Annotated in this window: 16 protein-coding genes; 5 read left to right on the plus strand and 11 right to left on the minus strand. The window is 74.9% G+C overall.

Annotated elements, in window-relative coordinates; genetic code table 11:
* The first annotated feature begins 5 nt into the window (after nucleotides 1-5).
* The 3 genes from C1703_RS36900 to C1703_RS36910 all read left to right on the plus strand — a co-directional run bounded on the left by C1703_RS36900 (nucleotide 6) and on the right by C1703_RS36910 (nucleotide 2,796).
* The gene (locus tag C1703_RS36900) at nucleotides 6-674 is read left to right on the plus strand and encodes a potassium-transporting ATPase subunit C (protein WP_114257781.1); all 669 of its coding nucleotides are present in this window, start codon (nucleotides 6-8) and stop codon (nucleotides 672-674) included.
* A gap of 69 nt (nucleotides 675-743) precedes the next feature.
* Nucleotides 744-1,406, plus strand: coding sequence for a hypothetical protein (locus C1703_RS36905; protein WP_114256912.1), 663 nt, complete (start codon nucleotides 744-746; stop codon nucleotides 1,404-1,406).
* 187 nt (nucleotides 1,407-1,593) lie between these two features.
* Nucleotides 1,594-2,796, plus strand: a complete 1,203-nt coding sequence (locus C1703_RS36910; protein WP_114256913.1) for an aromatic ring-hydroxylating dioxygenase subunit alpha — start codon at nucleotides 1,594-1,596, stop codon at nucleotides 2,794-2,796.
* A 119-nt stretch (nucleotides 2,797-2,915) separates the two neighbouring features.
* Here the strand turns inward: C1703_RS36910 and C1703_RS36915 are convergent, their stop codons facing one another.
* From C1703_RS36915 to C1703_RS36930, 4 genes are read right to left on the minus strand one after another with little or no spacing between them, the layout of a single operon-like run.
* The gene (locus C1703_RS36915; protein WP_114256914.1) at nucleotides 2,916-3,893 is read right to left on the minus strand and encodes an NAD-dependent epimerase/dehydratase family protein; all 978 of its coding nucleotides are present in this window, start codon (nucleotides 3,891-3,893) and stop codon (nucleotides 2,916-2,918) included.
* The gene (locus tag C1703_RS36920) at nucleotides 3,890-5,473 is read right to left on the minus strand and encodes an AMP-binding protein (RefSeq protein WP_114256915.1); all 1,584 of its coding nucleotides are present in this window, start codon (nucleotides 5,471-5,473) and stop codon (nucleotides 3,890-3,892) included. Before C1703_RS36920 ends, C1703_RS36915 begins: the two co-directional genes overlap by 4 nt.
* The gene (locus C1703_RS36925; RefSeq protein WP_232840706.1) at nucleotides 5,470-6,414 is read right to left on the minus strand and encodes an alpha/beta fold hydrolase; all 945 of its coding nucleotides are present in this window, start codon (nucleotides 6,412-6,414) and stop codon (nucleotides 5,470-5,472) included. The genes C1703_RS36920 and C1703_RS36925 overlap by 4 nt, the downstream gene beginning before the upstream one ends.
* Nucleotides 6,411-7,415: a 3-oxoacyl-[acyl-carrier-protein] synthase III C-terminal domain-containing protein gene (locus tag C1703_RS36930; RefSeq protein ID WP_232840707.1), complete on the minus strand. Its 1,005-nt coding sequence runs from the start codon at nucleotides 7,413-7,415 to the stop codon at nucleotides 6,411-6,413. The genes C1703_RS36925 and C1703_RS36930 overlap by 4 nt, the downstream gene beginning before the upstream one ends.
* Nucleotides 7,416-7,597: 182 nt before the next feature.
* On the opposite strand from C1703_RS36930, the gene C1703_RS36935 reads away from it, so the two are divergent.
* On the plus strand, nucleotides 7,598-14,971 hold the full coding sequence (locus tag C1703_RS36935) for a type I polyketide synthase (RefSeq protein WP_232840708.1): 7,374 nt from the start codon (nucleotides 7,598-7,600) through the stop codon (nucleotides 14,969-14,971).
* Nucleotides 14,972-15,028: 57 nt separating this feature from the next.
* On the opposite strand, the gene C1703_RS36940 is transcribed toward C1703_RS36935, so the two are convergent.
* The 5 genes from C1703_RS36940 to C1703_RS36960 all read right to left on the minus strand — a co-directional run bounded on the left by C1703_RS36940 (nucleotide 15,029) and on the right by C1703_RS36960 (nucleotide 20,316).
* Nucleotides 15,029-16,843 carry an ABC transporter ATP-binding protein gene (locus tag C1703_RS36940; protein ID WP_114256916.1) on the minus strand — a complete coding sequence of 605 codons (1,815 nt, stop codon included), beginning with the start codon at nucleotides 16,841-16,843 and terminating at the stop codon, nucleotides 15,029-15,031.
* Nucleotides 16,844-17,027: 184 nt separating this feature from the next.
* Nucleotides 17,028-17,360 carry an STAS domain-containing protein gene (locus tag C1703_RS36945; protein WP_114256917.1) on the minus strand — a complete coding sequence of 111 codons (333 nt, stop codon included), beginning with the start codon at nucleotides 17,358-17,360 and terminating at the stop codon, nucleotides 17,028-17,030.
* Nucleotides 17,357-18,757: a SpoIIE family protein phosphatase gene (locus C1703_RS36950; RefSeq protein WP_114256918.1), complete on the minus strand. Its 1,401-nt coding sequence runs from the start codon at nucleotides 18,755-18,757 to the stop codon at nucleotides 17,357-17,359. The genes C1703_RS36945 and C1703_RS36950 overlap by 4 nt, the downstream gene beginning before the upstream one ends.
* Complete coding sequence (locus C1703_RS36955) at nucleotides 18,757-19,560, minus strand: alpha/beta hydrolase (protein WP_114256919.1); 804 nt, start codon at nucleotides 19,558-19,560, stop codon at nucleotides 18,757-18,759. Before C1703_RS36955 ends, C1703_RS36950 begins: the two co-directional genes overlap by 1 nt.
* Nucleotides 19,561-19,659: 99 nt before the next feature.
* Complete coding sequence (locus C1703_RS36960) at nucleotides 19,660-20,316, minus strand: maleylpyruvate isomerase N-terminal domain-containing protein (RefSeq protein ID WP_114257785.1); 657 nt, start codon at nucleotides 20,314-20,316, stop codon at nucleotides 19,660-19,662.
* Between the two features lie 166 nt (nucleotides 20,317-20,482).
* On the opposite strand from C1703_RS36960, the gene C1703_RS36965 reads away from it, so the two are divergent.
* Nucleotides 20,483-21,619 carry an amidinotransferase gene (locus C1703_RS36965; protein ID WP_198678378.1) on the plus strand — a complete coding sequence of 379 codons (1,137 nt, stop codon included), beginning with the start codon at nucleotides 20,483-20,485 and terminating at the stop codon, nucleotides 21,617-21,619.
* 17 nt (nucleotides 21,620-21,636) lie between these two features.
* Here the strand turns inward: C1703_RS36965 and C1703_RS36970 are convergent, their stop codons facing one another.
* Complete coding sequence (locus C1703_RS36970; RefSeq protein ID WP_114256920.1) at nucleotides 21,637-22,500, minus strand: ATP-binding cassette domain-containing protein; 864 nt, start codon at nucleotides 22,498-22,500, stop codon at nucleotides 21,637-21,639.
* A complete protein-coding gene (cbiQ, locus tag C1703_RS36975) occupies nucleotides 22,497-23,246 on the minus strand; it encodes a cobalt ECF transporter T component CbiQ (protein WP_114256921.1) in 750 nt (249 codons plus the stop codon). Before cbiQ ends, C1703_RS36970 begins: the two co-directional genes overlap by 4 nt.
* Nucleotides 23,247-23,251: the final 5 nt, after the last annotated feature.

Genomic DNA, 23,251 nt, shown 5'->3' on the forward strand with positions numbered 1-23,251 from the left:
AGGACATGAACAACTCCGTGACGAACACCGCCCGGCTGCTGGGCGCGGGGCTGCGCGCCCTGCTGGTGCTGACCCTGGTGACCGGCGTCGTCTACCCGCTGCTGATCACCGGCATCGCGCAGGGGCTGTTCCCCGGCCGGGCGAACGGCTCCGAGATCCGGTCGGAGGGCAGGGTCGTCGGCTCGTCCCTCATCGGCCAGTCGTACGACCTGCCGCTCAAGAAGGGGCAGGAGACCCCCGAGCCGGACCTGAAGTGGTTCCAGGGGCGTCCCGCCCACGGGCTCGGCACCAACACCCTCAACACGCGGTACCGGCTGCTGCTGTCGGGCGCCACCAACCTGGCCGCCGACAACCCCGAACTCCTCCGGCAGGTCGAGGCCGCCAAGGCCGCGGTCATCAAGGAGAACTCGGTGCCCGGCCACCCGGTCAGGGCCTCCGAGATCCCGGCCGACGCGGTGACCTCGTCCGGCTCGGGCCTGGATCCGGACATCTCCCCGCAGTACGCCGCCCTGCAGATCCGCCGGGTCGCCGAGCGGAACGGCCTGCCCGTCGCCGAGGTCCGCAGGCTCGTCGAGGAGCACACCGAGGGCCGCACCCTGGGCTTCATGGGCGAGCCCCGGGTGAACGTCCTCGCACTCAACATCGCGCTCAAGGAGCTGGTGGCCAGGAGGTGACGGCCCGGGCGCGGCCGGAAAGCGGGACCGTCGGGGGCCGTGAGCCGGGCGTGATGAGAGAATTGTCTCATGTCCACCTCAACGTCCGCCCGGCGGGCCCCGCTGGCCGCCGTGGCCCTCGTCCTCGCCGCGGGCCTCACCCTCACCGCCTGCGGTACGGAGCACGCCTCGGGACCGGCGGCCGGAGCCGCTCCCGGCAGCACGGGCGTGCCCTCGCCCGCCACCGGCACGTCGTCGCCCACCACCGGCTCGCCCTCGCCGACCAGCGGAACGCCCGGCGCCGCGGGGGCGTCGCCGTATGTGGAGCCGGGGGCCGGTGACGGGGCCCCGCACTACCAGGAGAACAACGCCCACCGGCTGCCCGGCGAGATGTCCCCCGCTCACGCGAAGGACGCCGAGCGGGAGGCCGACCGCATCAGGCCGGTGCTCAAGCGGCTGTGGGAACAGCACACGTGGGACCCCGCGTCGGTGCGGACGGCCCTGCTCCGGCTCGGCTACGAGGAGGAGCGCGTCGCCAAGGACGGCACCCGGCTCGGCGGGGAGCTCACCGTCACGGGGATGCGCTCGCGCTACGAGAACGGCGGCTACGTCACGCCGGAGGGGGCGATGGTGGGACTGCGCGTCCATGACGACGCCTGCGTCACGGCGTTCGTGCAGAAGTCGAACTTCCAGGCGCTGGCCAACGGCCCCTACCTGGAGACCGGCTGCTTCCCCCCGCCCTTCGCCCACTGAGCGCCCGCCGGGCGCCGGGCGACCGGACCCCCGCCACACCCGTCCCTCACCCGTCCGTACGCGCTGTGCAGGGCGCGAACGGGACGCGGCCCCCAGCATGGAGGAGGCCGGGACGCCCGCGCCGGCGGGTCGGCGATGCCTGAGGGGACGGGCGGCCGCCCCGCCCGGGTACGCGCGAGGGAGAGGTATGACCGAGACCGACAGGGCCGAAACCCTCCCCACCGAGACCGAGACCGAGACCGGGACCGAGACCGGGACCGGGACCGGGAGCGGGACGGGCAGGACCGAGACCGGCCGGCCCGCGCGGCAGCCCGCACCGGCCGCCGGGGTGACCGACCTCCGGCGCGTCGGCGCGAACCCCGACTTCTGGTACCCCGTCGCCCGCTCGCGGAGCGTGCGCCGCAAGCGGGCGTTCGCGACCGCCTTCGCCGGTGAGCGCATCGCGCTCTACCGCGGCGAGAGCGGCACGGTCCACGCCCTGGAGGACCGGTGCGCCCACCGGCAGGTGCCGCTGAGCATGGGCGTCGTGGAGGGCGACACCCTCCTGTGCTGCTACCACGCGTGGGCCTATCGCGGCGACGGCCGCATCTCCCGGATCCCCTACCTGTCCAAGGGCGACGGCCGGCCGCCGCGCGGTGTGCGCGGCTACCCCGTCCGCGAGGCCTACGGCCTGGTGTTCGTGTTCCCCGGCGACCCCGGCAAGGCGGCCGCCACCCCGCTGCCGGACCTGCCGGCCCACGGCTCACCGCGGTACCGGACCATGACCTACTCCCGCACGGTGCGCTGCCACTACTCGTTCATGCACGAGAACCTGCTCGACATGAACCACCAGTTCCTGCACCGGGGCGTCGTCGGCCGGCTCCGCCCGGAACTGCTGGACCACCGCAGCGACGCCCGGTCGGTGGAGGCCAGGTACCTGTTCACGCACGCGGGCGGGAAGCGGAACCGCGGCGCGAGCCTGCTGGCGGCCGAGGGCATCGGCGGCAGCGACTCCCGCGACCTCATGACCATCCGCACCGAGTACCCGTACCAGACGCTGGACCTGGTGCCGGAGAACGCGGAGCGCCCGGCCTTCCGCCTCTGGGCCGCCTACGTGCCCGAGGACGCCGAGCAGCGCACCTGTCGCACCTACGGCCTGCTCATGATCGAGAAACCCCGGATGCCGGGCGCGCTCCACCTGGCCTGGCCGTTCATCAGGCGGTTCACCGAGCGGGTGTTCGCCGAGGACCGCATGGCCGTCGAAGCCGAGCAGCGGGCCTGGGACGAGCAGGGGGAGGACCGCAACCACGAGGTGTTCTCCCTGATCCTGGACGTCCGCGAGGTCCTGCGCGGCAACGGCGTCCCGCTCCGGCCCTCCGCCTGCGGCACCGGGCGGGTCTGCGCAGGCTGAGGGGACGCCGCGACGGCGTACCGCCTGACGCGTGCCGGGGCGCCTCCCCGCCGCTCAGCCGGCCGCGTGGCCGACGCGGTCGTGGCCGTCCTCGAAGAAGGACAGGTGCACGACCGCGCTCACGCCCCCGACAGCGCCGCGATGCCCGCGTCGAAGGTGATCGGCGGTTCGAACCCCAGGTCGCGGCGGGCGGCTTCGACGCTGAACCAGTGCGGGTGCAGCAGCTCCGCGACGAGGAAGCGGCTCAGGGCGTGGGTACGGGCGAGGCCGGTCAGCCGCAGGGCGGAATCGCAGGCGGTCGCGGCGGCCCGGGCCAGCGGGCGCGGCACGCCGCACCAGGCGGCGTCGATCCCGGCCGCCCGCAGGAAATGGGCGGTGATCTCGCGCAGCGGGCGGGGCTCGTCCTGGGTGACGAAGTAGGCGCGGCCCCCGATGGGGCGGCCTTCCCGGAGCCCGTCCAGGGCGAGCAGGTGGGCGTGGGCGGCGGTGTGCAGATGGGTCGTGTCGACGAGGTTGCCGCCGTCGCCGGGCATCACCAGCCGGCCCGCGCGCACGGCCCGCGCCAGGGACGGGGCGAAGTGCGGGTCGCCGGGCCCCCAGATGATGTGGGGGCGCAGGGAGACGGTGGCCAGGCCGGGGGAGTGGGCGGCCAGCACGAGGGCTTCCGCGACGGCCTTGGTGCGCGGGTAGGCGGCCAGGTGCCGGTCGGGGTAGGGGCAGCGTTCGTCCGCGTTCTCCAGCCCGCCGGGCCGGAAGACGACGCTGGCGGTCGACGTGTGGACGAGCGTGCCGACCCCGTGGGCGCGGCACTGGTCGATGACGTTGCGGGTGCCGAGGACGTTGGTCCTCCAGTACGGCGCGAGCGGGCCGCTGACCCCGGCGAGGGCGGCGTTGTGGAGGACGGCGTCGCAGCCGGCGACCGCGCGGGAGACGGCGGCCGGGTCGGCCAGGTCGCCCTGGTGGTGCCGGACACCGAGGCCCTCCAGGGCGGGGCTCGGGCGGCGGCCGAGGGAGGAGACCTCGGTGCCGCGGGCGACGAGCCGGCGGCAGATCTCCTGCCCCAGGAAGCCGCTTCCGCCGGTGACCAGGACCCTCAAGGCCGGCCTCCCGTGGCGGCGTACGCGGCGAGCCGGGCACGGTCGATCTTGGAGTTGTGGCGGATGTCGGTCGGGAAGCGCGGACGGAACAGCACGGTGCCGATGTTCCGGGCCTGCGGATGGCCGCCGAGAACGGCGCGCAGCGCGTCCACGACCGCCTCCTTCCGCGCGCCGCGCTCCGGTTCGACGCAGAGCACGGCCCGCTGCCGCCCGGTGGGGCCGACCCCGACCAGGGCGGTGCGGCGGACGCCGGGGGCGGTGTCGGCGGCGGCCTCGATGTCCTCGGTGGTGAGGGTGAAGCCCGCGCCGGTCACGAGATGGGCCGTGCGGCCGAGGTACCACAGGCGGCCGTCGTCGTCGAGGCGTCCCAGGTCGCCGGTGCGGTGCCACAGGGCCCCGTCCGCGAGCGACTTGGCGGCGTCCGTCGCGTCGGGGCGGGCATGGTAGGCCGGACTGACCATGGGCCCGGCGACGGCGATCTCCCCGAGCCCGCTGCCGTCCGCGTCGAGGACACGCGCCCTGACACCGGGCAGGGGGTGGCCCAGACAGGTGCCGGCGTGCCCGACCGGAGGCTGCACGCGCAGCGCGTCCGCGTCGATCGCGGCGACCGGCAGGCACTCGGTGGCGCCGTAGACGCTGAGGATCTCCGCCCCGGGCGGAAGGGCCTTCGCCAGCATGCCGACGAGCCGGGGGCGGAGCGGCGCGCCGAACGACAGCACGCGGCGGACCGAGGGCAGCGTCAGGCCATGGCGGACGCAGTGCCCGGCGATCAGGGCGAGGACCGCCGGTGAGCCGAGGACGAGGGTCGCCCGGTGGCCCAGGAGCGGCCCGACCAGGTACCCCGGGGGCGTGCGGGCCGGGGCCAGATGGTCGACCTGCGGGGCGACGGTCGTCACGCCGAGCAGCGGGCCCAGCGCGGCGAACGGCAGGAAACAGGACAGCAGCACGTCACCGGCCTCGGCGCCGAGCACGGCGTCCAGGGCGGTCAGCTGCCCGGCCAGGGTCGAGTGGCGGTACTCCACGCCCTTGGGCTGCCCGGTGGACCCCGAGGTGAAGGCGATCATCGCCAGGTCGTCCGGCCGCGGTTCCGGGAGGCCCGGCGCCGGACCGCTGCCGTCCGGCACCTCCAACGGCAGGCTCTCCCCCAGGAGCCGGCCGCGGCCCGGGAAGCCGCGGCCGGTGACCAGAGCCGTACGGACCCGGCCGCGGCCCCAGCCCAGGGCCCGCCGCGCCACATGGGCCAGGGGCTCCCCGATGAACACACCGGGGGCGATCTCGTCCAGGCAGCGCCGCACCTCCGCGCGCGGCTCGATCAGCACGGGGACGGCGCCGAGCGAGATCAACGCGTAGACGGACGCCACGAGCCGGTAGGCGTCCCGGGTCATGACCACGGCCTTGTCGCCGCGCCGCACCCCGGCCGCCCGGAGCGCGTCGGCGGTGCGGCGGCAGCCGTCCAGCAGCTGGGCCGCCGTCACCTCCTCGGTGGACAGGGCGCCGGCGCAGCGGACGAGCACGGTCGCCCGCGGGTGCTCGGTGAGGCGGGCCAGGCGGGTGAAGACACGGTCGGGTGCGGCGGTCATCGCTGTCCTCGCAGGAAGTCGCGGATGTGGACGCCGAGTTCGGCCCCGGCGTCGTCCATCACCAGATGGCCGGCACGGGGGAAGCGGTGGACGACGGCGTGCGGGTGGCGGCGGATCCACTCGTCGAGGACCAGCGGCGTGAAGACCGGATCGCGCATGCCCCAGCCGAGGAGCATGGGCAGCCGTCCCAGGTCGTCCGCCCCCGCGGGCGGGGTGAGCAGCCGCCAGGCCGCGTCCTCGGGGCCCCGGGGGATCGCGCGGACGAACTCGGTGATCGCCCTGCGGTTGTCGCGGCGGAGATGGGGCAGCAGGTAGGCACGCCGCTCGGCGGCGCTGAGCCGGTGGGTGACGCCGACCCGGACCGTGGCCCGGGCGAAGGCGTTGGTGGCGTGGACGGCGGCGGCCACCGGCCGGTGGTCCCGGATCCAGCGCAGGTAGAACGGCAGCCGGTAGCCGTCGGGCCACGGGAAGGCGACGGTGTTGAGGACCACCAGGCGGGAGACGACGCCCGGGTTGCGCAGCAGCCAGGCGAAGCCCAGCGGGCCGCCCCAGTCGTGCAAGGCGAACGTCCAGCCCTGCGGCGGGACACCCGCGTCACGGACCAGATGGCGGTACAGGGCGTCCAGGTGGTCCAGTTGGTACAGGTAGCGGTCCGCCGGGCCGGGCGGCGGCGCCAGGTGCTGGGACAGACCGAGGCCGGGCAGGTCCGGGGCCAGGCACCGGGCGTGCGGGACCAGCGTGGGCAGCAGCTTGCGCCAGGCGTAGCTCCAGGTCGGGTTGCCGTGCAGGAACAGCAGCGGCGCGCCGCTGCCGACGTCGAGGTAGTGCTGGCCGGTCGACGGTACGAGCCGCCAGTGCTCGCGCGCGGGGTAGCCGGGCAGCAGCTCCTGCAGGACGGAGGTGCGCGCGGCGGCGGACAGGCGCCGGCTGTCGGCGGTCACCAGCGCACCAGCGCCAGACCGAAGCTCATGCCGCTGGCCAGGCCGAGCATCGCCACGGTGTCGCCGGGCTCGATGCGGTCGGTCTCCCGCGCCTTGACCAGTTGCAGGGGCAGCGAGGCCGCGGCGCAGTTGCCGTGCTCGGCGACGGCGGGCAGGCACCGGTCGGCGGGCAGGGGCAGTTTGTCGACCATCTCCTGGTACTGCGGCATGCCGATCTGGTGGAAGGCGATGAAGGCGCTGGAGCGGACCGCCTCCAACTCCCGCTCCGCCGCCTCCCGGAGGAACGTCAGGCCCTCCACCGCGGTCGTGCGCAGCAGGTCGCCGTTGAGCCGGATCGTCAGGTGCTCGTCGTCGAACGCCCGGGGGTGCATCGAGCCGCCGCCGCTCACCGTGCAGGCGTTCCAGGCGGTGGAGTCCGCGGCGAACCGCAGGGAGAGCACCCCGGGGTCGCCGTCCCCGGCGGGCCCGGCGGTGAGGAGCAGGGCGGCGCCGGCGTCGGAGACCGTGTAGCCGGGCATGGCCCGCAACAGGGCCTCGTGGTCGGGGACGTGCCAGCGCGTCACCATGGACCCCACCTCGCCGCAGGCGATGAGCACCGTGCGGTAGCGGCGCGTGGCGATGAACGCGGTCGCCACCTCCATGGCGTTGAGGACGCTGTTGCAGGCGTTCTTCACGTCGAACACCGGGCAGGTGGCGCCGAGTTTGGCGGCCACGAGGTGGCAGGTCGACGGTTCGAGCATGTCGTGGCAGGTGGCGGCGAACAGCAGCAGATCGACCTGGTCGATGGTCGTCCCGGCCTCGGCGAGGGCCTTGCGGGCGGCCGAGACCGCGAGGTCCGAGGCGCACACCCCCGGCTCGCCGGCGTGCACACCGCGCACACCGGTGAGGTCCTCCAGGAGGCCGGGCGGCGGGACGTAGGGACTTCCGGCGGCGGCGATCCCGGCCCGGATCTCCTCCATGGTCCGGTAGCGGGACGGCAGATGGACGGCGACGGCTGTCAAGCGGGCACGCGGAGCTTCGAGCACCGCGCCACCGTAACGGCCGGTCACGCACGGTGATCTGACGATCACTCGTGTGGCGGACCGGGATCACACCCACGGGTGAAACGAACCTTGGCCGACGGGCCGCCAGGGCAGTGTCACCCCGCTCGGACGACGAACTCAGGGCAGCAGGGGGGCAGTTCATGGCGGTGGGACGGGACGACCGGTCCGTGGCGGTGGTGGGCATCGGCTGCCGGCTGCCGGGTGGGATCACCGGCCTGGACGGGCTGTGGGCGGCCCTGCGGGACGAGCGCGACCTCGTCGGGGAGATGCCGCCGGACCGGTTCCCCAAGGACCGGTTCGTCGATCCGGGGGCGGTGCGGCCGGGCCGCAGCTACACCGCCGCCGGCGGCTTCCTCGACGACATCGCGTCGTTCGACGCCGCCTACTTCGGCATCTCGCCCAAGGAGGCGGCCCACCTCGACCCGCAGCAGCGGCTGCTGCTGGAGATGGCCGCCGAGGCGCTGGACGACGCCGCCCTCCCCGCGGAGGCGCTCGCCGGGTCCGACACCTGCGTGTACGTCGGCGTCTCCGACCCGGCCTACGGCACCGTCCTGTCGATGCTGGAGGACCACACCAGCCCGCACACCATGCCGGGCGCGACCCTGTCCATCGCGGCCAACCGCCTGTCGTACGCCTTCGACCTGCGCGGCCCCAGCATGGCCGTCGACACGGCCTGTTCCTCGTCCCTGGTGGCGCTGGACCGCGCCTGCCGCACCCTGCGGGAGGGCAGCAGCCGCGTCGCCCTGGCCGGCGGTGTCAACGTCCTCATGAACCCGTTCTCGTTCGCCGGGTTCTCCTACGCCGGGATGCTGTCGCGGCGCGGTCGGTGCGCGGCCTTCTCCGCCGAGGCCGACGGCTTCGTGCGGGCCGAGGGCGGCGCGGTGCTCGTGCTGAAGCGGCTGGCCGACGCGGTGGCCGACGGCGACCGGATCCACGCCGTCCTCGCCGGCACCGGCAGCAACTGCGACGGCCGCACCACCGGCATGACACTGCCCAGCTCCCAAGGGCAGGAGGCGCTGCTGCGGGCGGTGTGCGAGGAGGCCGGCATCGGCCCGGACGACCTGGTCTACTTCGAGGCGCACGGCACCGGCACACCCGTCGGCGACCCCGCCGAGGCCCAAGCCGTCGGCCGCGCCCTCGGCACCCGGCGCGGCGCCGGCCCGCTGCCCATCGGGTCGGTCAAGTCCAACCTGGGCCATCTGGAGCCCGCGGCGGGCATGGCCGGACTGCTCAAGGCGATCCTGGTGCTCCGCCACCGGACCGCACCCGCCTCCCTGCACGCCCTGCCCCTCAACCCGGCCATCGACTTCGACGCCCTCGGCCTGGCCCCCACCGTCACGCCGGTCGAACTGCCCCGCACGGCACGGGCCGCGGTGGGGGTGAACTCCTTCGGCTTCGGCGGCGCCAACGCCCACGCCATCGTCGTACCGCCTCCTCCCGGGCCGCCCGCGCCGCAGCCGGTGGACCGGCCCCTGCCGGTGGTGGTCTCCGCGCGGTCGCCCAAGGCACTGCGGGAGCTGACCGCGCGGATGGCCGAACGGCTGCGCGGCGCGGCACCGGAGGAGTTCTACGACCTCGCCCGCACCAGCACGCTGCGGCGCAGCGCCCACCCGCACCGTGCCGCCGTGCTCGCCGCCGACCCTGGGCAGGCCGCCGACGCGCTGGAGAACCTCTTCACCGACGCGCCGGCCGGCGGGGCCGTGACCCGCCGGGCCGAGCGGGGCGCCGTGGCGTTCGTCTACTCCGGCAACGCCTCCCAGTGGCCGGGGATGGCCGCCGGGCTGATGGCGGCCGAAGCCGCCTTCCGTGCCGCCGTGGAGGAGACCGACGCCGCGCTGGCCCCGCATCTGGGCTGGTCCGTGGCGAAGGAGCTGGAGCGTCCCACCGCGGCACGCTGGGCGCGCACCGAGATCGCCCAGCCGGTGCTGTTCGCCGTGCAGACGGGCCTGACCGCCCTCCTGGCCGCCCAGGGACTGCGCCCCGCCGCGGTCGCCGGGCACAGCGTCGGAGAGGTGGCCGCCGCCCACGCGGCCGGGGCGCTGACCCTGGAGCAGGCCGCGCTGGTGCTGGCCCAGCGCAGCCGCACCCAGGCCACCACCGCGGGCCGGGGCCGCATGGCCGCCGTCGGGCTGGCCGAGGACGCGGCCCGAGCGGAACTGGCCCGCTTCGACGGGGCGTTGGAGATCGCCGGGATCAACAGCGACCGCGACGTGACGGTGGCCGGCGACCCCGACGCGCTGGCCGCCCTCGGCGCCGGCCTGACGGCCCGGGACGTCTTCTTCCGCGAACTGGACCTGGACTACGCCTTCCACAGCCGCGCCATGGACCCCATCGAGGAACCCCTGCGCGCCGCCCTCGCCGGGCTGACCCCCGGCACGGCACGGGTGCCGTTCGTCTCCACCGTCACCGCGACCCCGCTGACCGGCCCGGAACTCGACGCGGCGTACTGGTGGCGCAACGTGCGCGAACCGGTCCGCTTCGCCGAGGCCATGGACCGGCTCGCGGACGAGGGCGTCGGCATCGTCGTGGAGATCGGACCGCACCCGGTCCTGCGCCCGTACCTGCGCCGCACGGATCTGACGTACGTGCCGACCCTGCACCGGGACGGGGACGGGCCGCGCGAGGCCACGGCCGCCGTCGCCGCCCTGCTCGCCGCCGGCGCCGACGTGGACTGGCCGACGCACTTCCCGCACCCCGGCCGGGTCGCCGACCTGCCCGCCTACCCCTGGCAGCGCGACCGGCACTGGCACGGCACCCCGCAGGACCTCGTCCTGCACACCAGCGGCACCGGAGCCCTGGACCACCCCCTGCTCGGCGAACGCCAGCCCGCGCCCCACCCCCTGTGGCACGGCGGCGTCGAACCCCAGCTCGTGCCCTGGCTGGGCGACCACCGGGTCGGCGGCGACGTCCTCATGCCCGCCGCCGCGTACGTGGAGATGGCCGTCACGGCCGGACTGCGGGCGCTGGACCGCCCGGTGGAGGTACGGCACCTGGAGATCTCCCGCCCCTTCGCGATCGCGTGGCCCGACCCGGCGGGAGCCGCGCTCCAGACCGCCGTCACCCCCGCCGACGGCACCCTGACCATCAGCAGCAGGGACACCCGCGACACCGAGGTCCAGCCGGTCGTCCGCGCCCAGGTGCGCACCCGCCTGGGCACCGCCCCCGCACCGCTGGACATCGCCGCGGTGAGGGCCCGCTGCCCCCGCGCCCTCACCGGCCCGGACTTCTACGAGCACTGCCACCGCGTCGGACTGGAACTCGGCCCGGGGTTCCGGCTCCTGCACAGCCTGGACGTCGGCGACGGCGAACTCCTCGCCCGGTACCGGCTCGACCACCCCGCCGACGGCTACACGGTCCACCCCGTCCTGCTGGACGGCCCCCTGCAGGCCACCGTCGCCCTGGCCGACCGGCCGACCCCGGAAGCCGCCGGCTACCTGCCCTCGGCCTTCGGCGCGGTCCGGGTCTGGCGCACCCCCGCGCAGGAGGGCGTCGTCCACCTGCGGCGCTGCAGCCGCAGCGCCAACGAGATCTGCTGGGACATCACCTACGCCGACCTCGACGGCACCGTCAGCGCCCAGATCGACAAGTGCCGCACCCGGCGTGCCCGGCTCTCCGACCACGCCCCGCTGACCGTCCAGCGCACCGTCCTGCGCGCGGCCCCGCACCCCTCGACGCCCGCCCCGCCGTCCCCGCTGCCCGCTCCGGCCGCACTGGCCAAGGCCGCCCGAGGCCGTGTCGCCGCCGCCCGCGCCGCATGGGAGGACAGCGGCCACGCGGCCTTCACCGCCGCCGCCGAAAGGGCCGGCGCGGCCTGCTGGGCAGCGGCCCTGCGCGAGCTGACGCCCCGCCCCGGCGCGCCGTTCACCATGCCGGATCTGGTCGGACGGGGCCTGGCACCGCGCCACCGCAGGCTGGTGCGCCTGATGCTCCCCCTGCTGGCCGAGCACCACCTGGCCGAGGCCGACGGCGATACCTGGCGGCTGACCGACGGCACACCGTCCCCCGAGGAGTCGCTGCGGAACCTGGTGGCGGGGCACCCGCGGTTCGGCCCGGCCGCCCTGCTGATCAACAGTCAGCTGCGGCAGCTGCCCGAGGTGCTGCGCGGCGACGTCGACCCCCGCGACCTGCTGCCCGTCGGCGACACCTTCCTCGAACAGTGGCAGGAGACCGCCCCCGCCCACCGCTTCACCCACCGCGTCGTGCAGGCCCTGCTCGACCGGATCGTCCACGACTGGCCCGCCGACCGCCCCCTGCGCGTCCTGGAGGTGGGCGCGACCACCACGGCCCTGACCGCCGCGGTGCTGCCGCTGCTCCCGGCCGACCGCGCCCACTACACCTGCACCGCCCCGTCCAACGCCCCCTTCGCCCGCGCCCGGCACCGCTTCGCCGCCTGCCCCTTCATCGAGTACCGCACCCTCGACCCGGACGCCGACCCGGCCGTCCAGGGCTTCGCACCGGCGAGCTTCGACCTCGTCCTGGCCGGCGACGCCCTGCACGCCACCGCCGACCTGGCCGCCACGCTGGGACACGTGCGCGCGCTCCTCGCCCCCGGCGGCCACCTGCTCGCCACCGAACGGCACCACGACCGGCTCGACGCCCTGCTGCTGGGCGGGCTGGAGTCCTGGTGGAAGCGCGGTGACCGGGCCCTGCGCCCCACCACCCGGCTGCTGCCCCACGACGCCTGGATCCCCCTGCTGGAGCGGTGCGGCTTCACCGGCCCGTGGCAGACCGGGCCCGCCGATCACTCGGTCGTCGCGGCCGCCGCACCGGCCGCTGCGACGGCCCCGCCCACCCTGCCCGCACCACCGCCCGACACGGCCTGGATCGTCGCCACGGAGACCGACACCGAGACCCCGACCGCACGCGAACTGGCCGCACTGCTCGGCCCGGCGACCGTCCTGACCGCCCCCGCCGACACCGGCGCGTGGACGGCGGCCCTGCCCGCCGAGGCCGCGCCGCGCATCGTCCTGCTCCTCGCCGAGCCCGACCCGCGGCAGCTCGTCGCCCGGACCACCCACCGCGCGAGCGTCCTGCGCGCCCTGGCCGCCGCCTGCCGCACCCGACCCGAGGACCGCCCGCCCCAGGTGTGGCTGGTCACCCGCCCCACCGGCCTGTTCCCCGCCCCGGAACGCCCCGCGCACCCCGAGGACGCCGCCGTCTGGGGCGCCGCCCGCGCCCTGGCCAACGAACAGCCCGGCCTGGGACTGCGGCGCGTCTCCCTCGACCGCACCACCGACCCGGCCGCCGACGCCCGGCGGCTGGCCGCGGAACTGCTCACCCCGGGCCACTCCCCGGACGGGACCGACGGCGCCGACGAGGACGAGATCGTCCTCACACCGTCCGGCCGCTTCACCCCCCGGTACATCGAGCATCCGGCCGACGAGCCCCCCGCCGTCCGCACCGGCGCCCCCTTCGTCCTGGAGACCCGCGACCCCGGCCCGGCCCGGCGCCTGATCTGGCGGGAGACCGCCGTCCCACGCCCCGGCCCCGGGGAAGTCGCCGTCGAGCTGCGCGCGGTCGCGCTGAACTACCGTGACCCGCTGCGTGCCAACGGCCTGCTGCCGCCCGAAGCCGTGGAGGACAGCCCCCTCAGCCGCGGCCTCGGCACCGACGGTGCCGGGATCGTGTGCGCCGTCGGACCCGGCGTGACCGGCTTCGCGGTCGGCGACCGGGTCTGCGGTGCCGTCCCCGCGGCCCTCGCCTCCCACAGCGTCACCTCCGCCAACGCCCTGCTGCAGATCCCCGACGGCATGAGCGACGCCGAGGCGGCGACCTTCCCCGTCGCCTTCCTGACGATCCACCACGCCCTGGTGGAGCAGGCCCGCCTGGCAGCCGGGGAGACGGTGCTCGTGCACGGCGGCGCCGGAGCCGTGGGCCTGGCCGCCCTGCAGTGCGCCCACGCCCGGGGCGCCCACGTCATCGCCACCGCCGGCACCGAGACCAAGCGCAACCTGCTGCGCAGCCTCGGCGTCCCGCACGTACTGGACTCACGCAGCCTGGACTTCGTCCCGCGCGTCCGCGAACTCACCGAAGGGCGGGGCGTCGACGTCGTCGTCAACTCCCTCAGCGGTGAGGCGATCGCCCACGGCCTGGACCTGCTGCGCCCCAACGGCCGCTTCGTCGAACTGGGGAAACGGGACATCTACCTCAACAACACGCTGCCGCTGCGCCCCTTCGACCGCAGCCTGACCTTCATCGGCTTCAACCTCGACCACGTCCTCCTGGATCCCGAACGCGGCGCCCGCCTCGTCGCGGACCTCGTCTCCCACATCGACCGCGGCGTCTACCGCCCGCTGCCGCACACGGTCTACCCGGCCGCCCGGGTGGAGGAGGCCTTCCAGGTCCTCCAGCACTCCCGGCACATCGGCAAGGTCGTCGTCTCCTTCGAACACCCGCTGGACGAACCCGTCCCCGTCCGCCCCGCACCCCGCGTGCCCACCCTCGACGCCGACGGGACCTACCTCGTGACCGGCGGCGCGAGCGGCTTCGGCGCCGCCACCGCACGGTGGCTGGCCGACCACGGCGCCCGGCACCTGGCGCTGGTCTCCCGCCGCGGGCAGGCCACCCCCGAGGCCCCGGCCCTGCTGGAGGAGCTGGTCCGGCGCGGCGTCCACGCCACCGCCCACGCCGCCGACGTCACCGACGAGGCGGCGCTGCGCCGGGTCGTCGACGCGGTCGACGCCACCGGGCACCGGCTGCGCGGTGTCGTCCACGCCGCGATGCACCTCGACGACGCGGCCCTGGCGGACCTCACCGACGACCGCTTCACCGCCGTCCTCGCCCCCAAGGCCGACGGCGCGGCCCTGCTCCACCGCGTCACCGCGGACCACGACCTCGACCTGTTCCTCACCTACTCCTCGATCGCCGCCGCCGTCGGCAACGCCGGCCAGGCCCCGTACGCGGCCGGCAACGCCTACCTGGAGGCCCAGGCCCGGGCCCGCCGCGCCCAGGGCAGGCCGGCCACGACCCTCGCCTTCGGCCCGATCGGCGAGACCGGATACGTCGCCCGGCACGGCATCGGCGACGCCCTGGCCGAACGCGGCTTCCAGCCCCTCCCCGTCGCCGAGGCCCTCGCCACCGCCGGCGGCCTGCTCCAGCCGGGCACCGACGTGGCGGGCATCGGCCGCTACCGCTGGAGCCGCGCCCGCCGCCTGCTGCCCGCCCTGGCCACGGCCCGCTTCACCGGCGTCGTCCCGGCGGACGCCGCCCCCGACCCGGAGGGCCGCGCCGACCTGCTGCGGAAACTGTCCGCCATGACATCCGACGACGCCCGGGCCGCCATCGCCCGGACCCTGACCCGGCTGCTCGCCGCCGTCCTGCACAGCGACCCCGACGAACTGGACCCGGCCCGGCCGGTGACCGACTTCGGCCTCGACTCGCTGCTGAGCACCGAGTTCCTGGTGCGGGCCGGCGAGCACTTCGACGTCCGCCTCACCGCCGCCGAGCTGATGAGCAGCGACCGGACGCTGACCCACCTCGCCCACCTGGTCCACACCCGCCTGGACCTGGCATGACGGCACACCGTCCGGAAGCCGCCTCCCCACGGCGGGGAGACGGCCCCCGGGCCGGCGCTACAGCACCTCGGCCCGCCCGGCGGTGTCGTCGAGGAACCCGCCCGACTGGTGCTCCCACAGCTTCGCGTAGGCCCCGTCGAGCGCGAGCAGTTCCTGGTGGGTGCCCTGCTCGACGATCCGGCCGCGGTCCAGGACGACCAACTGGTCCATGCCCGCGACCGTGCTCAGCCGGTGCGCCACCACCAGCGCGGTCCGGCCCTCCATGAGCCGCCACAGCGCCTCCTGGACTAGGAGCTCGCTCTCCGAGTCCAGCGCGCTGGTCGCCTCGTCCAGCAGCAGGATCGGCGCGTCCCGCAGGATCGCCCGGGCGAGCGCGACGCGCTGGCGCTGACCGCCGGACAGCTTGACGCCCCGCTCGCCCACCATGGTGTCGAAGCCGTCCGGCAGCGCGTCGGCGAACTCCGTGACGTGCGCCGCCTCGGCCGCCCGGCGGACCTCGGCCTCACTGGCGTCCGGCCGGGCGAAGGCGATGTTCTCCCGCAGGGTGCGGTGGAACATCGCCGGGTCCTGCGGCACGTAGGCGATCTGACCGCGCAGGTCGGCCTGGCGCAGCCGGCTGATGTCCTGGCCGCCGATCAGGATGCGGCCGCCGTCGATGTCCGTCATCCGCAGCAGCAGCCGGGTCAGCGAGGTCTTGCCGCCGCCGGACCGGCCCACGAGGCCGAGCTTCGCCCCGCTCGGCACGGTCAGGTCGAGCCCGTCGAACAGCGGCCGGCCACCCCGGTGCGCGAACGTCACCTTCTCGAAGCGCACATCGGCCGCCCGCGGCCGCAGCGGCTCCGGTTCCGGCGGGTCGAGCACGGTCGGCGGCGTCAGGAGCAGCTCGGTGAACTGCGCGGCCTCCGTCATCGAGCTCTCCAGCCGGCGGTAGATCTGATTGAAGTCGAACATGATGCGGGTCGCGTTGGTGTAGTACGTGAAGGCGACCACGATCCCCTCCACGCCGAGGGAGCCCCCGGCGAGCGTCACCGCGAGCAGCAGACCCACCGTGTTGGTGACCACGGACATCGGCGCGACCAGCGTGTCGATGCGCAGATTGCCGTAGTCCCACGAGCGCAGGGTGAGCCGGCGTGACGTGGCGACCCGGGAGCGGTGCTCGGCGGCCTCGCGCTCCTCGGCGGCGAACGCCCGCACCGTGTCCATGTTCATCAGGCTGTCGGCGACATGGCCCGACACCCGGGCGATCGCCTCCTCACGCTCGTCGACGAGCCGCTGCCGCCGGCGGATCAGCGGCACGACCAGCACCGCCGTCAGCGCGATCATGGACAGCAGGCCGACGACGAGCAGCGGCTCGTAGCGCCACAGCACCACCGCGCCGAACGTCAGCGGCACGAAGCTGCCCATGATCTGGAACGTCAGCGTGTCCACGAACGGCTCGAAGCGGGAGGCGAAGCTGAGGACCCGCTTGGTCAGCGAGCCGGCGAAGTTGTCGTGGAAGAACGTGGCGTCCTTGGCGAACAGCTCGTCCATCCCGATGACGTACAGGTGCTCGATGCCGAGGGCGTCGAGCCGGTTGAGGCAGTGCAGGGCGATGCGCCACAGTGCCTCCGCGACCAGCAGGACCCCGGCGAAGCCCAGCACGTACGGCAGTGCCGAGGCGACGCTGACGTCCTTGTCACCGGCGATGTCGCCGACGAGCTTGGCGACGATCAGCGGCGCGACGTAGTTGATTCCGATGTTGCCCAGCGCCGAGAGCAGCATCGCGGGAGCCGTCCACCGGCGAAGCCGGGCCAACTCCCGTCCGTAGTAACGAAGTGCGAGAAGCACCGAGCGCTTGCCCGGCTGAACCCTGCGTGTTCCAGGCGTTTCCATCCCACCCCTGTGTCGTCCTGTGGCCCGCCGCCACGCGCTGTGGGCGGGCAGGGGCCATCGCCGCAACGGATGTGTGGATTTCGGTTCGAGTCCGGAAGTGTCCCGCGACGGCGACCCCTCAGTCCAAGTGTTTTCCGGCCCGGCGGTGGTGTGCGGGGAGCGCCAAGGGGCACGGCGGGCGGACTCAGGACGCGGGGTCGCTGTGCGGGCGCAGAGTGAAGACCTGGTCGAGACCGACGAGGGTGAGGACGCGCAGCAGGTGCGCCGGTACGGCGGCCAGGACGGCGTCGGCCTCCGCGGCCAGGGCGTGCTGGCGGGCGGCGAGGAGGGCGGTGATGCCGGAGGAGTCGCAGAACTCCAGCCCGGACAGGTCGAGGACGAGGCACTGTCCCGGCGCGAGGGCCAGCAGGCCGATCTGCCGGCGCAGCTCGGGTGCCTGGTCGAAGTCCAGGTCGCCGGCCACGCGGAGGACGAGGCCGGTCGCGGTGGAGCGGTGGTCGATGGTCAGCGGCTTCATGAGGTGGGGCTCGTGGTCGGGCGGATCGGGGACGGGGCGGCGGGGACGCCGAGGGCGAGCAGGGCGGTGTCGTCGTCGAGACCGTCGCCGAAGCTCTCCAGCAGCCCGGTCAGCGCGGTGATGACCTCGCGTGGTCCGGCGGGGGCGCGGTCGGCGCCGAAGGCGCGCAGGGCGTCCTCGCCGTAGAGGGCGTCGCGGGCGGGGCCGGTCCGGGCCTCGGTGAGGCCGTCGGTGTACAGCACCAGCGTGTCGCCGGCGGCCAGGACGGTCTCCGCCGTGCCGATCGGCGCGCCGGGCAGGATGCCGACGAGCATGCCGCCGGGGGTGGGCAGGTATCCGGCGCTGCCGTCGGACCGCAGGACGAGCGCCGGCGGGTGGCCGCCGGAGGCGATGCGCACGGTCGCGGACCCGTCCTCGCCGCCGGGCTCGACAACACCGAAGACGCAGGTGCAGTAGCGGGGGTCGCCGTCGGCGGTGTACCGCTCGTGCAGCACGGCGTTGAGCGTGGCCAGGGCGGCGGCCGGCTCCGGATCGTGGTGCGCGGCGGCCCGGAGGGTGTAGCGGGTCAGCGAGGTGAGGGAGGCGGCCTCGGGGCCCTTGCCGCACACGTCGCCGAGGAAGAACGCCCACCGGTCGCCGGCGACGGGGAACAGGTCGTAGAAGTCGCCGCCGAGCTGGTCGGGCGCGGCCGTGTGGTAGTGGACGGCCGTCTCCAGGCCCGGTACGGCGGGCAGTGAGTCCGGCACGAGGGACTGCTGCAGGACGGCGAGCGCGTCGGCCAGCCGGGTCCGGTCGGCTTCGGCCTGCCGTCTGGCCCGGTCCGCCTCGGCATGGGCCCGCTCGGCCTCGGCACGGGCCCGTTCCGCTTCCGCCCGGGCCCGCTCGGCCTCGACGCGGGCCTGCTCGGCGTCGACCCGGGCCCGCTCGGCGTCCTTACGGCGGCGCAGCAGTTCCTCTTCGTAGGAGCGGCGGTCGGAGGCGTCGAAGACGGTGATGCGGATCAGCAGGGGCTCGCCGCCGGTGCCGTGCTTGACCACGGCGGAGACCAGCACCGGCAGCCGGCCGCCGCCCTGCCTCCTCATCTCCAGCGCGACGCCGCGCAGCTCGCCCTGCATGCGCAGCAGCGGCGCGAAGTGCGTCTCGTGGTACAGCCTGCCGCCGACGGTGAGCAGATCCGCGAAGCGCCTGCGGCCCACCACGGCCTCGCGTTCCAGGCCGAGCCAGTCCAGCAGCGTCGCGTTGATCTTGGCGATGGTGCCGTCCATCATCGTGGACAGATAGCCGCACGGCGCCGACTCGTACAGGTCCTCCGCGCTGTCCTCCAGCAGCGCGGAGAACGCCGCGTCCGTACCGGGCCCCTTCCCCGCGGGCTCCGGCATCCCGCCCGCGCGGCACATCACTGCCGGGACTCCAGGAAGCCGAGGATCGCCTCGGCGGTGGCCTCCGGCGCGCTTAGCTGCGGGCAGTGGCCCGTGGCGGCGAGCGTGACCAGGCGGGAGGAGGGGATCGCCGCGTGCACGTAGGCGCCGACCTCGCGGGGCGCGATGGCGTCCTGCTCGCACTCCAGCACCAGCGTCGGCACGGACACGCTCTTCAGGTCCTCGCGGCTGTCGGAGAGGAAGGTCGTACGGGCGAAGACCCGGGCGATGTCGGGGTCGGTGGCGCAGAAGCTGTTGGTCAGCTCCCGGCCCAGCTCCGGCCGGTCCGGGTTCCCCATGATCACCGGGGCCATCGCGGACGACCAGCCCAGGTAGTTCGCCTCCAGGGAGTCCAGCAGTTCGTCGATGTCCGCCGTGCTGAAGCCGCCGCGGTAGCCCTCGTCGTCGATGTAGCAGGGCGAGGGCGTCACCATCACGAGCGCCCCGATCCGCTCGGGCGCGGCCTGCGCCGCCAGCACCCCGGCCATGGCGCTGACCGAGTGCCCCACGAACACCGCCTGCCGCAGGTCCAGCTCCTCGCACACGTCGACGACGTCCGCGGCGTAGCCGTGCAGCGACGCGTACCTCTCCTCGCTCCACGCCGACAGGTCCGACCCGCCGGAGCCGACGTAGTCGAACAGCACGACCCGGTACCGCTCCGCCAGCGCGGGCACCACCAGGCGCCACATGTTCTGGTCGCAGCCGAACCCGTGGGCCAGGAGCAGCACCGGCGCGTCGGCGCGACCGGTGATGTGCACGTTGTTCCGGCGGCGGATGTCCATGCCCCCATGCTCCCACCTCACCCGGAACCGTCCGACCGCGGGCCCCTGAGCAGCGGGATCGTCCTCCCCGGGAGCCTGACCGGCCGGCCGGGGAGCCCGTCAGCCGAGGTACAGCGGGAGCCTCGCGGACAGCTCGCCGAGCTCGGCCCGCTCCGCCTCGGTCGGCGCCCGCCGCCCGGTGCCGACCAGCAGCGCGTCCACGTCGTGGAACGACGCGGGGAACGGGCTCCCCAGGATCCGCTCCAGCAGCTCGCGGGACCGGGTGAGCCCCTCCGCCGGCGGCTGCTCCGGGTCCGGCAGGTACGCGATCAGGTCGAGGTGGTGCAGCGTCCACTCCAGGACGTACACCGAGAGGTAGTCGGCCACCGTCAGAACCTCGTCGCGGGTGCCGACCCTGGCGGCCGGGTCGGCGAGCAGGGCGGCGCGGCCGGCGGCGGAGCCGACGTCGTCCAGGTGGAACGTGAGCAGGTGCGGCTCCTGGTACGCCGCGGCCAGCCGGACCGTCAGCGCGTCGAGCGGGTCGTCGCCCGTCGGCGGTGTGCCGGAGACCTCCCAGTAGGACACCGCGTCCCGGGTCGGCTCCCGGTCGGAAGGGGTGGCGAGGGTGATCAGGACGTCCTGGGCGTCGATGACCAGGTGGCACACCAGGTCCCGCACCAGCCAGCCGGTGCAGCCGGACGGCCGGGCGAAGTCCTCGTCGGAGAGACCGGCGACCGCCTCGCGCAACGCCGTCCAGGAGCGTGAGAAGAGATCCACCTCGGCAACGTAGTGCGGCGCCGCGAGCGTGGACAAGCGAATTCGGGGCAACCGGCTGGGTACCGAGGGCGTCGTGACCGTTGACGCGGACGGCTCCCGCGGACCACGGTGAGCAGCCGGGCACGGGCGGCGCATCGGTGAAGCCCGCGATCCCCAGGGGGTGAGCATGACGGTCCTGCAGAACCCCGGAGTACCCGCCGCGAACGGCGAGCCGGCGGAGCAGCCCGTGTCGCCGGTCGACTCGCACACCGAGTGGGACCCGCTGGAGGAGATCATCGTCGGCCGCCTCGAAGGCGCCACGATCCCCTCCGACCACCCGGTGGTGACCTGCAACGTGCCCCCCTGGGCCGGGCGGCTGCAGGGGCTCGCCGCGGGCTTCCGGTACCCGCGGATGCTCGTCGAGAAGGCGCAGCAGGAGATCGACGGGTTCGTCACCCTGCTGGAGTCCCTCGGCGTCACCGTCCGGCGCCCGGACGCGGTCGACCACCGGCGCCGCTTCGCCACCCCCGACTGGTCCTCACGCGGTTTCTGCAACACCTGTCCCCGGGACAGCATGCTCGTGATCGGCGACGAGATCATCGAGACCCCGATGGCGTGGCCGTGCCGGTACTTCGAGACGCACTCCTACCGCCCCATCCTCAAGGACTACTTCCGGCGCGGCGCGCGCTGGACTGCGGCCCCCAAACCGCAGCTCACGGACGAGCTGTTCGATCCGGACTTCCGCGTCCCGGAGGACGGCGACCCCATGCGCTACATCCTCACCGAGTTCGAACCCGTCTTCGACGCGGCGGACTTCGTCCGGGCGGGCCGCGACCTGTTCGTGACGCGCAGCAACGTCACCAACGCGATGGGCATCGAGTGGCTGCGCCGTCACCTCGGGCCGGGGTACCGCATCCACGAGATCGAGAGCCGCTGCCGCACACCCATGCACATCGACACCACGTTCGTCCTGCTCGCGCCCGGAAAGGTGCTGGTCAACCCCGAGTACATCGACGTCGACCGGCTGCCCGGCATCCTGGACTCCTGGGACGTCCTGATCGCCCCCGAGCCCGACCCGATCGACGAGCGGCTGCTCAAGGTCACCTCGATGTGCGGCAAGTGGCTCAGCATGAACGTGCTCATGGTCGACGAGCGGCGGGTGATCGCCGAGCGGCACCACACCGGCATGCTGCGCGCGCTCGAGAAATGGGGCTTCGAGCCGATCCCGTGCGACCTGCTGCACTACGCGCCGTTCGGCGGCTCGTTCCACTGCGCGACGCTCGACGTCCGCCGCCGCGGCTCGCTCCAGTCGTACTTCGACTGACCGGCGCGCCCTCCTCCTCAGCCGCCGCTCCCGGCCGTCCGCAGCCGCTGCCCCGCCGCGAGGGCGGCCAGCTCGTCCGGCGTACGCGGGCCCGGCGCCGACTCCGTCAGCACGCCCTGAGCGCGGAGCAGTTCCGCCGCGGCGGCGCCCCACGGCAGCCGCAGCCCCGCCTCCCGGAGCAGATCGGTGCGGGCCAGTGCCGCCGGCGCGGGCCCGGTGCGCACGCCGGACGGGGTGAGGAGCGCCGCGTCGTCGGCCCAGCGCAGGGCGAGGTCGACGTCGTGGGTGGCCATCACGACCGTGGTGCCCCGGGCGCGGAGCCCGTCGAGCGTGCCGAGGAGCCGTTCCTGGCCGTCGGGGTCGAGTCCGGCCGTCGGCTCGTCGAGGACGAGGACCCGGGGCCGCATGGCGACCGCGCCGGCGATGGCGGTCCGCTTGCGCTGCCCGTAGGAGAGCAGATGGGTGGGCCGGTCGGCCAGGGCGGCGATGTCCAGGGCGTCGAGCGCCTCCGCCACCCGCGCCCGCACCTCCGCGTCGTCCAGGCCGAGGTTCAGCGGCCCGAACGACACGTCCTGCTCGACCGAGGCCGCGAACAGCTGGTCGTCCGGGTCCTGCACCACCAGCTGGACGGTCGTCCGCAGCCGGGTCAGGCCCCCGCGGTCGTACGTCACCGGCCGCCCGTCGACCGTCAGCCGGCCCTCGAGCGGCCTCAGTCCGCCGCTGAGCAGCCGCATCAGCGTGGTCTTGCCGCTGCCGTTGCGGCCGAGCAGCGCGAGCGCGCGCCCCTCGCGGATCTCGAAGTCGAGGCCGCTGAGCACGGCCGGGCCGTCCTCGTAGGCGAAGGACGCGCCCCGCAGGGCGACCAGGGCGGCCTCGCTCATGTCAGCGGCCTTTCCAGCACGAAGGTGAGGACGGCCAGCGCCGCGAGGAGCGCGCAACTGGCCGTGGTGAAACGGACGGAGACCCGGGCCTCGGGCAGCAGGACGCGCAGGGTGCCGTCGTAGCCGCGCCCGGCGAGACCGGCCTGGAGGCGGGCCGCCCGGTCGAAGGCCCGGACGAACGCGGTGGCGCCCAGCCCGGCCAGGGACCGCCACTCCGCGGCCCGGCTGGTGTGCCCGAGCCGGGCGGCCTGGGCGTCCCGGACGCGGCGCACGGAGTCCAGGAGCAGGAAGCTCATCCGGTACGTCACCAGGGCGACGTCGACGACGGGCGCGGGCACGCCCGCCCGCACCAGGCGGGGCAGCAGGTCGGACATCGGCGTGGTGAAGGCGAACAGCAGCACGCCCAGGGAGGCCGCCGAGGTGCGCAGCAGCAACTCGGCGGCCCGCACCGGCCCGTCACCGGCGAGGGAGACGAAGTCCCCCGGCCCGCCGATCTGGACGAGCAGGGTGAGCGCGCCGGTGACGCAGAAGCCGAGCGGCACCCGGTAGGCCCGCCACAGCCGCCGCCCGGGCACACCGGCCGGACCCAGCAGCAGGGACAGCGCCGCCACGAGCACCAGGGCCGCGCCCGGCCAGGGCGGCAGGGAGACCGCCAGCGCGGTGAGGCCGAGTCCGAGCACGGCCTTGTCCACGGGGTGGCGGCGGCGCCAGCGACTGCCGTGCGCCGCCGCGTCGATCGGCAGCACGCGGC

Source organism: Streptomyces sp. Go-475, assembly GCF_003330845.1.
GTDB lineage: Bacteria > Actinomycetota > Actinomycetes > Streptomycetales > Streptomycetaceae > Streptomyces.

What these genes read in the sequence shown, in the direction of transcription:
- C1703_RS36900 (WP_114257781.1), top strand. Translation starts at nt 6, where the DNA reads ATGAACAACTCCGTGACGAACACCGCCCGGCTGCTGGGCGCGGGGCTG.
- C1703_RS36905 (WP_114256912.1), top strand. Translation starts at nt 744, where the DNA reads ATGTCCACCTCAACGTCCGCCCGGCGGGCCCCGCTGGCCGCCGTGGCC.
- C1703_RS36910 (WP_114256913.1), top strand. Translation starts at nt 1,594, where the DNA reads ATGACCGAGACCGACAGGGCCGAAACCCTCCCCACCGAGACCGAGACC.
- C1703_RS36920 (WP_114256915.1), bottom strand. Translation starts at nt 5,473, where the DNA reads ATGACCGCCGCACCCGACCGTGTCTTCACCCGCCTGGCCCGCCTCACC.
- C1703_RS36935 (WP_232840708.1), top strand. Translation starts at nt 7,598, where the DNA reads ATGGCGGTGGGACGGGACGACCGGTCCGTGGCGGTGGTGGGCATCGGC.
- C1703_RS36940 (WP_114256916.1), bottom strand. Translation starts at nt 16,843, where the DNA reads ATGGAAACGCCTGGAACACGCAGGGTTCAGCCGGGCAAGCGCTCGGTG.
- C1703_RS36945 (WP_114256917.1), bottom strand. Translation starts at nt 17,360, where the DNA reads ATGAAGCCGCTGACCATCGACCACCGCTCCACCGCGACCGGCCTCGTC.
- C1703_RS36950 (WP_114256918.1), bottom strand. Translation starts at nt 18,757, where the DNA reads ATGTGCCGCGCGGGCGGGATGCCGGAGCCCGCGGGGAAGGGGCCCGGT.
- C1703_RS36955 (WP_114256919.1), bottom strand. Translation starts at nt 19,560, where the DNA reads ATGGACATCCGCCGCCGGAACAACGTGCACATCACCGGTCGCGCCGAC.
- C1703_RS36965 (WP_198678378.1), top strand. Translation starts at nt 20,483, where the DNA reads ATGACGGTCCTGCAGAACCCCGGAGTACCCGCCGCGAACGGCGAGCCG.
- C1703_RS36970 (WP_114256920.1), bottom strand. Translation starts at nt 22,500, where the DNA reads ATGAGCGAGGCCGCCCTGGTCGCCCTGCGGGGCGCGTCCTTCGCCTAC.